The sequence below is a fragment of the Rudaea sp. genome (assembly GCF_036383415.1).
Classification (GTDB): Bacteria; Pseudomonadota; Gammaproteobacteria; order Xanthomonadales; family Rhodanobacteraceae; genus Rudaea.
This window is the reverse complement of the sequence record NZ_DASVOK010000444.1, coordinates 1-12,330: the sequence shown is the minus strand read 5'-3', so window position 1 is coordinate 12,330 and position 12,330 is coordinate 1. Positions and strand designations below refer to the sequence as shown.

The following is a 12,330-nucleotide window of genomic DNA, read 5'->3' as shown; positions in this document are numbered from 1 at the left end:
CCAAGCCCGTGGTCGAGGCGCCGGTGACGTTCAGCGTGCAGGCGCCGCTGCTGACCGGCTACGACGAGGAAGCACGCAAGCTGATCGTGCATCCGCTGCACGTGACCTTCAGCCGCTCGGCCGCGCCGCTGGCGCTGGTCGGCAAGTCGCCGACCGCGGGTATCGTGATGCAGCCCGAACTGGCCGGCACCTGGACCTGGCTCAATGATCGCGAACTGAGTTTCCTGCCCAAGGACGACTGGCCGGTCGGGCAGAAGTACGCGGTGAATTTCGATCCGAAGCTTGCCTTCGCCGAGCACGTCAAGGTCGACAAGGATCGCTTCGATTTCGCAAGCGCCCCGTTCAAGGTCAGCGTCGCCCAAGGCGAGTTCTACCAGGACCCGCAGGACGCGACGGCGAAGAAGGCCGTGATCCATGCGCGCTTCACCCACCCGGTCGATCCGGCGAGCTTCGAGAAGGCCGTCAGCCTCAAATTGACCGGCCCGAAGCTGTCTCTCGCGCCGAAGAAATTCACCGTCACCTACGACGAGCGCAAGGTCAACGCCTACATCCACTCCGAACCGCTGGCCATCCCGACCGACGACGAATCGCTGACCTGGTCGCTTGCCGCCGGCGTACGTGCCGCGCGCGGCGGACCGGCGATCGATGCCGCGCTCGACGGCAAGGTTTCCGTGCCCGGACTCTACAGCCTGAGCGTCGACAGCATCGAGGCGACCTTGGTCGACAACGCCAAGTACGAACCGGAGCAGGTGTTCGTCGTCGACACGTCGCAGAGCGTGAACGAGGCCGATGCGCAGAAGGCGTTCAGCGCGTGGTTGCTGCCGCACAACGATCGCGACAATTCCTGGTACTGGAACCAGTCCGACGTCAGCGAAGCCGTGCTGCAGCGTTCGCAGAAGCTCAAACTCGAGGCGATCGCTACCGAGCGCGAGTACGAGAGTCTGCACAGCTTCAAGTACAAGGCCGACCCGGGCCGCTACATCTACGTCAAGGTCACCAAGGGGCTGAAATCGTTCGGCGGTTACGTGCTCGGCAAGGATGCGGTGCAGATCATCGCCGTGCCCGAGTATCCGAAGATGCTGCGCTTTGCCGCCGACGGCGCGTTGTTGTCGCTGTCGGGCGACAAGCGCGTCGGTGTGGTCGCGCGCAACGTGCCGGGCATGCAGGTGGAGGTTGCGCGCGTGCTGCCGGATCAGCTGCAGCATCTGGTCACGTTCAACCAGGGCACCTACAACAAGCCGCAGATGTATTCGCTGAGTGCCGATCAGATCACCGAGCGCTTCGTCAGCAAGCTGCCGTTCGAGGAAGGGGCCGATCCGACCAAGGCGCGCTTCGAAGGTGTCGACCTCGGCAAGTATTTCGGCAGCGGCGCGAATGCGAAGCACGGCGTGTTCCTGCTCAAGCTTGGCGAGCTGCAGCCCGAGCCGCCGAAGGCCGAGGTCGATCCGAACGCGGACGAGCCCGAGCAAAGCGATGAAGAAGGTCAAGCCAGCGAAGGCGACGGCAGCTATGCGAGCACCGACAGCGGCGACATGCCGGGCGATGCGCGCCTCATCGTCGTCACCGACCTCGGCATGATCGCAAAGAAGTCGCTCGACGGCAGCTACGACGTCTACGTGCAGTCGATCGCGAACGGTGCGCCGGTCGCGGGAGCAACGGTCGATGTTGCCGGCAAGAACGGCCAGACGCTGGCTTCGCACGCGACCGACGCCGCCGGTCACGTCCACATCGATGCGCTCGACGCGATGAAGCGCGAGAAGACGCCGACGCTGTTCGTCGTACGCAAGGGCGACGACCTCTCGTTCCTGCCGATCGGCGAGCGTGACCGCGCGCTCGACTTCTCGCGCTTCGACGTCGGCGGCGAGCGCAATGCGAAGAACGCGGGGCGCCTGAGCGCCTATCTTTTCTCCGACCGCGGCATCTACCGGCCCGGCGACACCTTCCATGTCGGCGTCATCGTGCGTGCGGCCGACTGGACCAAGCCGCTCGACGGCATCCCGCTGATCGCCGAAATCACCGACGCGCGCGGCACCGTCGTCGACACGCGCCGGCTGCGCGTCGACACGGCCGGTTTCCTCGGCATCGACTACACGACGCAGGAAAGCTCGCCGACCGGCACGTGGAACGTCAACGTATACATTTCCAAGGACGGCAGAGTCGACGCGCAGATTGGCTCGGTCGGCGTGTCGATCAAGGAATTCCTGCCCGACCGCATGAAGGCCGAGGCGCGGCTGTCGGCATCTTCGCCCGACGGCTGGGTCAAGCCGGATGGCCTGAAGGCGCTGTTCTCGCTGCAGAACCTGTTCGGAACGCCGGCGCAGAACCGCCGCGTCGAGGCGACGCTGACCCTGACCCCGGCTATCCCGAGTTTCCGCGGCTACCCCGACTATCGTTTCTTCGATCCGCAGCGCGCGAAGGAGGGTTACAACGAGACGCTCGGCGAACGTACGACCGACGACAAGGGCGAGGCCGAGTTCCCGCTCGACCTGTCCAAGTACGCGAATGCGACCTACATGCTGCGTTTCTTCGCCAAGGGCTACGAGGCCGAAGGCGGGCGCAACGTTGCCGCGCAGGCGGCCCAGCTCGTGTCCTCGCTCGACTATCTCGTCGGCACGAAGACCGACGGCGACCTCGGCTTCGTCCAGCGCAACGCCAAGCGCGGCGTCAACCTGATCGCGATCGACCCGAACGCGAAGAAGATTGCCGTAGGCAACTTGAAGGCCGTGATCATCGAGCGTCGTTACGTCTCGATCCTGACCAAGCAGGATTCGGGCGTCTACAAGTACGAATCCAAGGCCAAGGACATCACCGTGTCCGAAGTACCGCTGTCGATCGCCGCCGCAGGCAACGATTTCGCGCTGCCGACCGACAAGCCCGGCAGCTTCGCCCTCGTCGTGCGCAACGGCGACGGCGACGAGCTCAATCGCGTCGAATACAGCGTTGCCGGCGAAGCCAACCTGACGCGCTCGCTCGAACGCAACGCCGAGCTGCAGCTCGCGCTGAACAAGCACGACTACGCGCCGGGCGAGGAAGTCGAAATTGCCATTCGTGCGCCGTACGCGGGCAACGGCCTGATCACGATCGAGCGCGACAAGGTCTACGCGCATGCATGGTTCAAGGCGACGACCTCGGGCTCGGTGCAAAAAATCACGGTGCCCAAGGATTTCGAGGGCAACGGCTACGTCAACGTGCAGTTCGTACGCGATCCCTCGTCGGACGAAATCTTCATGTCGCCGCTGAGCTATGGAGTGGTGCCGTTCTCGGTCAACCGCGATGCGCGCCGCGACGTGACCCAGATCGACGTGCCGAGCCTGGTCAAGCCGGGTGACGTGCTCAAGATGAAGATCAACGTCGCGCAGTCCTCGCGCATCGCCGTGTTCGCGGTCGACGAAGGCATCCTCCAGGTTGCGCGCTACAAGCTCGGCGATCCGCTCGACTTCTTCTTCCGCAAGCGCATGCTCGACGTGAAGACGAGCCAGATACTCGACCTGATCCTGCCCGAGTTCTCCAAGCTCGTCGCGATGGCTGCGCCGGGCGGCGACGCCGACGAGCTGCTCGCGCGCCACCTGAATCCGTTCAAGAAGAAGCGCAAGGAGCCGGTCGCGTGGTGGAGCGGCATCGTTGACATCAAGGACAACCGCGAATTCACCTGGACCGTGCCCGACGACTTCAACGGCAAGCTGCGCGTGATGGCCGTGGCCGTGCGCGCCGACAAGATCGGCATTGCGCAGAGCACTTCCACCGTGCGCGGCGACTTCGTGCTGTCGCCGAACGTGCCGAACATGGTCGCGCCGGGCGACGAATTCGAGGTCAGCGTCGGCGTCGCCAACAACTTGACTGGCCTCGGCGGCAAGGACGTGCCGATCAAGCTCGCATTCGCGCCGACCGCGGGGCTCGAAGTGATCGGCGCGGCCGAGCAGACCGTCACGCTCGGCGAGATGAAGGAGGGCGTCGTCGTCTACAAGCTGCGCGCGAAGGACACGCTCGGTCCGGCCAAGCTCGACTTCCGCGCAAGCTACAACGACAAGTTCGCGAAGATCGGCACCGAAGTGTCGGTGCGTCCGGCGTCGGCCTACCGCAGCGATCTCGCCGTCGGCGATCTCGACAAGGGTTCGGCCGAGGTCAAGGACCTGCGCCAGGTGTTCGACGCGTTCGCCAAACGCAACATTTCCGCTTCGTACACGCCGCTCGTGCTCGCGCAGGGATTGTCCGCGTATCTCGCCGACTTTCCGCACCGCTGCACCGAGCAGCTCATCAGCCAAGGCGTGCCGTCGCTGGTTTTCGCCGCGCATCCCGAATACGGCAGCCTAGCCGTCGACGCGAACGGCAAACCGGTGAAGCCGTCGAGTGATCCGTTGCAGGGCCTGTTCGCGGTGATGCACTCGCGCCAGAACAACGAAGGCGGATTCGGCCTGTGGACGTCGACGCCACAATCGCATCGCTTTGCTTCGGTCTACGCGATGCAGTTCCTGATCGAAGCCAAGGAGCGTGGCCAGCGCCTGCCCGGCGACATGCTCGACTCGGGTGAGCGCTACCTGATGCAGCTCGCCGCGGACGAAAGCGACGGCTCGCTCGACGGCCTGCGCGAGCGCGCGTTCGCCGTGTATCTGCTCACGCGCCAAGGCACGGTGACGACGAACTATCTCGCCGCCGTGCAGAAACGCCTCGACGACCGCCACACCAAGGTCTGGCGCGACGATCTCGCTGCGGGCTACATCGCCGCCTCGCTCAAGCTGCTCAAGCAGGATCGCGAGGCCGATGCGCTGATCGCTGGCCCGCAGGCGCAGCTCACGCGCTCGACGATAGAAAATGCCTATCGCTTCCAGCCGTACTCGTACTACGGCCCGCTTGTACGCGACGCTGGCATCCTCTACCTGCTCGCCAAGCATTTTCCCGAGCGCGCGAAGGCGCTGCCGCCCGCGGCCGTCGCGAACCTGCTGCGGCCAGTGCAGCGCGGCTGGTACAACACGCTGTCGTCGGCGCAGACCATCCTCGCGCTCGACGCCTACGGCGCGCAGGCCGGCGCCGACAAGCTCACGCTCAACGCGCTGCTCAAGGACGGCACGGTGAAGCCGCTGACCCAGCAGCCTGGGGCGCTCGTGCGCGCGGCGTTCGATGCGGCCGCGACCGGCCTGCGCGTCGACAACGGTGCCGATGCGCACGCCTGGTACGCGGTCACCGTTGCCGGCTACGACCGCGCGCCGCCGCAGACCGAGCTGAAGCAGGGCCTCGAAATCATCCGCGAATTCACCGATACCGACGGCAAGGCGATCACCTCGGCGACGCTCGGCCAGGAAATCGATGTGCACCTGAAGATGCGCGCGACCGAAGTCGACACGATCGGCAATGTCGCCATCGTCGATCTGCTGCCTGGTGGTTTCGAAGTCGTGCAGAACCCGCCGCCGGCGCCGGCCGAGGACGCCAATGCCGGCGATGCGAACGCAAACGGAACCGATCAGAGCAGCGCCGCCGCACAGCAGCCCGCGTGGCATTCGCCGATCGGCGTGAGTGGCTCGAACTGGTCGCTCGAATACGCCGACGTGCGCGAAGATCGCGTCGTCCTCTACGGCACCGCCTCACGCTCGGTCAATGAATTCGTCTACCGCATTCGTGCGACGAACGCCGGTACGTTCGTCGTGCCGCCGGCGTACGGCGAGTCGATGTATGACCGCACGGTGCAGGCGCGGTCGCTGGGCACCAAGATCGAGGTCAAGAAACCGTAGGGGCGCGATTCATCGCGCCCGCTCTCGATCTTCGCTCTCCGATGGACCAAACAGAGACAAGAAGAAAGCCGTTGCGCCTGCGCTGTTACGACTACGCGCAGGCCGGGATGTATTTCGTCACGATCTGCGCGCATGAACGCGCATGCATCTTTGGCAAGGTCCGTGACGGGGCGATGCATCTCAATGAACTCGGCAAGCTCATCGCTGAGAAATGGCTCGCACTTCCGCAGCAGCATCGGCGTTTGAATATCGATGCCTACGTGATAATGCCAAATCATTTACACGGTATCGTCGTGTTCGAAGCCCAAGAGCCGGGCTCGATGAATCGCACCCCTACGCTCGGCGAGGTCGTTCGTGCCTTCAAAGCACGCTGCTCGCATGCACTTGGTAGGGGCGCGATTCACCGCGCCCAAGGGGTGCGGCTGTGGCAACGTGGCTACTACGAGCATGTGATTCGCAACGAAGCAGACCTCGTGCGCATTCGCGAGTACATCGAGAACAATCCGTTGCAATGGAGTCTGGATCGGAACAATCCTGCCTGGGATGGGCGTGACGAATCGCGTCCTTACGGCTGGTGAACGCGGTCAGGTCAGTTTCCGAGCGAAAAGCGGGCGCGATGAATCGCGCCCCTACGATTCGGTTTGTCGTGCGCTGGCAGAACTGGCTGATGGCGGTTTTGCTGCTAGCGTTGACGCTGATCGGCATCCGTCTCTGGCCACACACGCCGCTGCGTCAGCTGGCACCGAGTTCGACCGCGGTGTATGACGACCGCGGCCGTCTGCTGCGCTTGACCCTGGCCAGCGACGACCGCTACCGCCAATGGGTGCCGCTCGCGCAGATGCCACCGGCCTTGGTGCAGGGCGTGATGCTGCACGAAGATGCGTGGTTTCGCTGGCATCCGGGCTTCAATCCGCTCAGTCTCGTGCGCGGCGCGTGGGTGACGTATGTGCGCGGCGGCAATCGCCAGGGCGGCTCGACGCTGACGATGCAGCTCGCGCGCCTCGTCTACCGGCTGAACACGCGTACGCCGGGTGGCAAGCTGCGCCAGGTGTTGCGCGCGGTCGAACTGGAACTGTGCTATTCGAAGGATGCGATTCTCGAGGCCTATCTCAACTATGCGCCGTACGGGCGCAACATAGAAGGCGCGGGTGCGGCAAGCCTGATCTATTTCGACAAACCGGTGGTCGACCTGACGTTGCCGGAAGCGTTGACGTTGGCGGTGATTCCGCAGGAACCGAATCGACGGGCGGCAAAAATCGACGAAGTGCAACAAAAGGACGAGCAAAAGAGCAAAGACGAATCGGATGTCATAAACGCACGCCTGTTCGCCGCACGCGCACGCCTGTTCAAGCGTTGGCTCACCAAGCATCCCGAAGACAAGGCCGCGGCATCGTTGATGCAGTTGCCGCTGCGCCTGCGCTCGCCATCGAGCCTGCCGTTCCTCGCGCCACATTTCGTCGAAGAAACATTGGCCGACGCGCGCTTGACCGGCACGAGCGCACCCGTGCTGAACACGACGCTCGATCTCGACATGCAGCGCGTGCTCGAGCGACAGGTGAAAAATCATGTCGAACACAACGCCGATCGCGGCGTGAAGAACGCGGTCGCGCTGCTCGTCGACACGCGCGACCTTGGCATCAAGGCGCTGGTCGGTTCGGCGGACTATTTCGACGGCTCGATTTCCGGTCAGGTCAACGGCGCGCTGGCCAAACGCTCGCCCGGCTCGGCGCTTAAGCCTTTCATCTACGGCCTCGGCTTCGACCAGGGCGTGCTGCATCCGCAGACCGTGCTGCGCGACGTGCCGACTGCGTTCGGGCCGTTCGCGCCGGAGAATTTCGACGGACGCTTCCTCGGCCCGGTCACAGCGACCGAAGCGCTCGTGCGCAGCCGCAATATTCCCGCGGTGTACGTGGCGTCGAAGCTGAAGAGTCCCGACCTCTATCAGTTCCTCAAGGACGCGGGTATCAGCCGCATGGCCAATGAGGATTTCTATGGCCTCGCGCTCGTGCTCGGCGGCGGCGAGGTGACGATGGAGGAACTGGCAAAGCTCTACGCGATGCTCGCCAATCGCGGCTCGCTGCAGCCGCTGCGTCGTCGCGGCGACGAACCGCGCACGCAAGGCGCGCGGGTGTTGAGCGAAGAGGCGAGCTTCATGGTGCTCGACATGCTGCGCCAGAATCCGCGCCCCGACGACACGCTGATCTCGCAGCCGGGTGGTCTGCCAGTGTACTGGAAGACTGGCACCTCGTGGGGCTTCCGCGATGCCTGGACCGCGGGTATCGTCGGGCCCTACGTGCTCGTCGTCTGGGTCGGCAATTTCGACGGCAGCGGCAATCCGGCCTTCGTCGGCGTCGAGACCGCGGCGCCGCTGTTCTTCCACATCGTCGATGCCTTGCGCGCGCGCGATGCGCAGATGCGCGAGCCAGCGCATGCGATGCCGAAGAATCTCAAGCGCGTCGAAATCTGCCTCGCCAGCGGCGACCTGCCGAACGCGTGGTGCCCGCAGCGCGGCATGACCTGGTTTATCCCGGGCAAGTCGCCGATTCGTGTCAGCACGGTGCATCGGCCCGTCGTGATCGACACGGCGACGGGGCAGGCCGCGTGTCCGCCTTACGATCCTGCGAAGACGCGCACCGAAGTGTTCGAGTTTTGGCCGACCGATCTCGCGAAAGTGTTCCGCCAGGCCGGCGTGCCGCGGCGCGCGCCGCCGGCGATCCCCGACTGCACAGCCGCAGCCGATGATGGGCAGGCACCGCAGATCACCTCGCCGGTGCGCGGCGCGACGTATACGCGCCGTGCGAGCCGCGAAGGCGAAGAGCGCATCGCGTTCAATGCGACCGTCGACGCGAGTGCGCACGAGCTGTACTGGTTCGTCGAAGAGGACTTCGTCGGCACGGTGAAACCGGGCGAGCCGCTGTTCTGGCAGCCGGCCGCGCCCGGCGAGTACACTCTGCGTGCGGTCGACGATCGCGGCCGTGCCGATTCGCGGCGCCTGCGCGTCGACGTGGTGCAATGATTCGACATTGCCGACGGCGTTCGCTTCACTTCACCTCTGCTTGAACCTTGTCGGCTTGTCGCCATCTCGTACAGGCTATCCCTCGACAACCACGGAGCCATGCCCATGACCACACTGGAAAAAGTCGTCTACACCGCCCATGCCACCGCCACCGGCGGACGCGATGGCCGCGGCCGTTCGTCCGACGGGCGCATCGATGTCGTGCTCAAGCCGCCGAAGGAAATGGGTGGCACGGGCGAGGGTGTAAATCCCGAGCAATTGTTCGCGGTCGGTTACTCCGCATGCTTCATCGGCGCGGTGAAGTTCGTCGCCGGCCAGGAAAAGGTGCAGGTGCCGGCCGACACGACGATCGAAAGCGCAGTCAGCATCGGACCGATCCCGAACGGCTTCGGCATCGCCGTGGAGTTGAAGATCTCGATGCCTGGCGTCGATCGCGCGATCGCGCAGAAACTGGTCGAACGTGCGCACAATGAAGTCTGCCCGTACTCGAACGCGATACGCGGCAATGTCGACGTCAAGATCACCATCGTTTGATCCCGAACGGACCGTGTCGCTGACGCGGTCCGTTTCCCGCCAATCAAACCGAGAGGCGCGGCATGCAATACGAATATGATCACCTCATCGTCGGCGGCGGCATGACCGCGGACGCGGCGGCGAAGGCGATACGCGAGGCTGACCCTTCGGCGCGCATTGGCATTGTCGGCGAAGAGACGCACGCGCCGTACGAGCGGCCGCCGCTGTCGAAGGCGCTGTGGAAGGACGACAAGCCGGTCGAATCCGTTGACCTCGGCACGGCGAAGACAGGCGCGGTGCTGCATCTCGGCTGCAGCATCGTAGCACTCGACCGCGCGGCGCATACCGCGACCGATGGCAAGGGCGACGTCTACCGTTACCGAAAACTGCTGCTCGCCACCGGCGCCACACCGCGGCGTTTGCCGTTCGACGGCGAGCGCGTGATCGACTTTCGTACGCTCGACGACTATCTCGCGCTGCGACGTTACGCGATGCCGGGTGCGCAGATAGCTGTGGTCGGCGCGGGTTTTATCGGCAGCGAGATCGCTGCATCGCTGGCAAGCAAGGGCTGCAGGGTGACGATGCTGTTTCCCGGCACGGGCATCGGCGCCGGGCGCTATCCGCGCAGCCTGTCGAATTTTCTTGGCGGCTACTACCGCGAGCGCGGCGTAACCCTGCGCGCGGGCGTGCGCGTGATAGATGGCCGATGCAGCGACGACCGTGTCGAGGTGACCTTGTCCGACGGCACGACCGTGCGATTCGACGCCGTCGTCGCCGGTTTGGGCGTCACGCCGAACACCGAGCTTGCCACCGCGGCCGGGCTTACCGTGGACAACGGCATCATCGTCGACGCGCAGCTGCGCACAAACGACCGCGACATCTTCGCCGCCGGCGACGTCGCCAACTTCCCGTGCGCGCCGCTCGGCATGCGGCTGCGCGTCGAGCACGAGAACGCGGCAATAGGCATGGGCCATCACGCCGGCCGTAACATGGCCGGCGCGAACGATGCGTACACGACGCTGCCGTTTTTCTATTCCGACCTGTTCGACCTGGGTTATGAAGCAGTTGGCCTGCTCGATGATCGTCTCGACGTCGTCGAGCAGTGGACCGAGCCGTACCGCGAAGGCGTGGTCTACTACCTCGACGGCGGACGCGTGCGAGGCGTGCTGCTGTGGAACGTCTGGGGCCAGATCGAGCCGGCGCGTGAACTGATCGCCGCGCCCGGGCCATTCGATGTCGAGAGCGTGCGCGGAAAGCTGCCGCGGCCAGCCTGAGCCGCGGCAACCGCTATCGCGACGGGCTTATTTCTTGTCAGCCGCCTTGTTGCGCGGATCGTCGGCCGGGTTCACGTAGGTCATGTCGAACGGACCGGTCGCCGAAATCTGGATGACCATGCCAGTTTTGGTCATCGCGAAATGATTGTGTTTGGCCGGTGCGACAACCAGCGATCCCGCGCTCAGCGGATGCGCCATTTTCGCATCGAACTTGTCGCCGAGGCCGAACGCGCCGGAGCCGCTGACCACGCTGACGACTTCATCGTTCGTATGCCAGTGTGCCGGCACCACGTAGCCTGCCGGCATCTTGACCCGGATGACGAAGAGCCCCGGTTTGCCCGGATCGCCGTAGAGCACGACGGCCTTCGCTCCGGGTGGCAGCGCCGGCGGCGCCTCACCCCATTTGATGTCGGCCGGGTTGAACATGACGTGGGCCGGCTCGTCCGCAGCGGCGGTGCGGCAGATCGCCGCGATGGACAGGCCCGATGCGACTGCAATCAACAATGCTCGTTTCATACGCCACCTCCTCACGTTGGAAGGAAGATGGAGAGGGCGGGTCGATCATACTCCTGTTCGGAAGCGACGGCGTAGCGCCGCAAGGACCGTGCCGGAACGCGGCAAGCCGGTCAATTCAACGGGCTGAACAAGCGGTCGCCGCGCGGCTTGTACCAGCGATCCGCATCGAGCGAATAGGCGACGCGATGCGCGCGTCCGACGATGCTTTCACGCGCCACGAAGCCGAAGTAACGCGAGTCCTCGCTGTTGTCGCGGCTGTCGCCCATCATGAAGTAGTGTCCCTGCGGCACCGTCACCGGGCCGAACGTGCGCATCGCGTTGCGCTTGGGCAGTACCATGATCGGATGCGTCGCCCCGCCGAGTGCCTCGCTGAAGTATTCGCGCTGCTCTCCGCGTGTGGCGATCGGCAGTTCGTCGTCGGCGCTGCTCTGCGTCGAAGCGTAATCGAGCGGTTTGCCGTTGATGGTGAGGCGCTCGCCGTGCATCGCGATCGTGTCGCCCGGCAGTCCGACGACGCGCTTGACCAAGGTCATGCCGTCCTTGGGCGAGGGGAAAATGACGATATCGCCACGCTGTGGATCGCCGCCGTGGGTGAGGCGCACGTTGGTGAACGGCACGCGCAAGCCGTAGGCTGCCTTGTCGACGAGGATGCGGTCGCCCTCGACGATGGTCGGGTTCATCGAGCCGGTCGGCACCTGCATCCAGTCCGCCACGGCCGAGCGGAACATCAGCATCAGCCCGAGAAACAGCAGCAGGGACTTGTTCGCGACGATTTCGTCGAGCACGCGGCGGAGCAGTTTCATGGCAGGGTTCCCGCAAGAGGTTGAGCGACAGACTCGGCGCGGGCCGGATAGTTCCGCGATGCCGATATCGGCGTTTCTTTTTTGACTCGCACTATCCTGTATGCAGGAATCGATGCGATTCATCGCGCAGCTGCGCCGTTTTCCCGAACGGCGATCGGCCCACGCCATTGGCGCAGCACAGCGCGCACGAAGCCGATGTCGCCGGGTTCGAAGCTCGCTACCCGCGGCAATGCGTTCCACGGCAGGCTTGGGTTCAGATGGTGCGTGCGGTGCAGATTGAAATTTAGCAACCAGGCGCTCAGCCAACGCGGGGCGGGCATGTTGAGCGCATAGTCGCGCAGATCGAGCGGCGTGGCGTGGTGCGGCGCATGGTCGAACTGCGAAGCGAGAAAACCGCGCGTCGCGAGGAAGGTGAGGAGCAGCGGCCAGTGCCTCGCGTACAGCGCGAAAGCGATCGTATAGAGCGCGAGAACGAGGAATGCATC

At 64.7% G+C, this 12,330-nt stretch carries 8 protein-coding genes; 5 read left to right on the top strand and 3 right to left on the bottom strand.

The window, feature by feature from the left end; translation table 11 throughout:
* Window positions 1-23: 23 nt before the first annotated feature.
* The 5 genes from VF497_RS16070 to VF497_RS16050 all read left to right on the top strand — a co-directional run bounded on the left by VF497_RS16070 (window position 24) and on the right by VF497_RS16050 (window position 10,526).
* Complete coding sequence (locus VF497_RS16070; protein ID WP_330890566.1) at window positions 24-5,723, top strand: alpha-2-macroglobulin; 5,700 nt, start codon at window positions 24-26, stop codon at window positions 5,721-5,723.
* 41 nt (window positions 5,724-5,764) lie between these two features.
* A complete protein-coding gene (locus tag VF497_RS16065) occupies window positions 5,765-6,301 on the top strand; it encodes a transposase (protein ID WP_330890564.1) in 537 nt (178 codons plus the stop codon).
* Between the two features lie 38 nt (window positions 6,302-6,339).
* A complete protein-coding gene (pbpC, locus tag VF497_RS16060) occupies window positions 6,340-8,739 on the top strand; it encodes a penicillin-binding protein 1C (protein WP_330890562.1) in 2,400 nt (799 codons plus the stop codon).
* A 105-nt stretch (window positions 8,740-8,844) separates the two neighbouring features.
* Entirely contained in the window at window positions 8,845-9,273 is a 429-nt protein-coding gene (locus VF497_RS16055; RefSeq protein WP_330890560.1) for an organic hydroperoxide resistance protein, read from the top strand.
* Between the two features lie 62 nt (window positions 9,274-9,335).
* The gene (locus VF497_RS16050) at window positions 9,336-10,526 is read left to right on the top strand and encodes an NAD(P)/FAD-dependent oxidoreductase (RefSeq protein WP_330890558.1); all 1,191 of its coding nucleotides are present in this window, start codon (window positions 9,336-9,338) and stop codon (window positions 10,524-10,526) included.
* 27 nt (window positions 10,527-10,553) lie between these two features.
* On the opposite strand, the gene VF497_RS16045 is transcribed toward VF497_RS16050, so the two are convergent.
* The 3 genes from VF497_RS16045 to VF497_RS16035 all read right to left on the bottom strand — a co-directional run.
* Entirely contained in the window at window positions 10,554-11,042 is a 489-nt protein-coding gene (locus VF497_RS16045) for a cupin domain-containing protein (protein WP_330890556.1), read from the bottom strand.
* Window positions 11,043-11,152: 110 nt separating this feature from the next.
* Window positions 11,153-11,845 (bottom strand): signal peptidase I, encoded by a 693-nt coding sequence (gene lepB, locus VF497_RS16040; RefSeq protein WP_330890554.1) that lies wholly within the window; start codon window positions 11,843-11,845, stop codon window positions 11,153-11,155.
* Between the two features lie 119 nt (window positions 11,846-11,964).
* Window positions 11,965-12,330 (bottom strand): fatty acid desaturase (locus VF497_RS16035; protein ID WP_330890552.1); only part of this gene is annotated, 366 nt, incomplete at its 5' end.

Bases quoted from the DNA above. Each gene is read 5' to 3' on its own strand.
- lepB (WP_330890554.1), bottom strand. From the start codon at position 11,845: ATGAAACTGCTCCGCCGCGTGCTCGACGAAATCGTCGCGAACAAGTCC.
- VF497_RS16045 (WP_330890556.1), bottom strand. From the start codon at position 11,042: ATGAAACGAGCATTGTTGATTGCAGTCGCATCGGGCCTGTCCATCGCG.
- VF497_RS16050 (WP_330890558.1), top strand. From the start codon at position 9,336: ATGCAATACGAATATGATCACCTCATCGTCGGCGGCGGCATGACCGCG.
- pbpC (WP_330890562.1), top strand. From the start codon at position 6,340: ATGAATCGCGCCCCTACGATTCGGTTTGTCGTGCGCTGGCAGAACTGG.
- VF497_RS16065 (WP_330890564.1), top strand. From the start codon at position 5,765: ATGGACCAAACAGAGACAAGAAGAAAGCCGTTGCGCCTGCGCTGTTAC.
- VF497_RS16055 (WP_330890560.1), top strand. From the start codon at position 8,845: ATGACCACACTGGAAAAAGTCGTCTACACCGCCCATGCCACCGCCACC.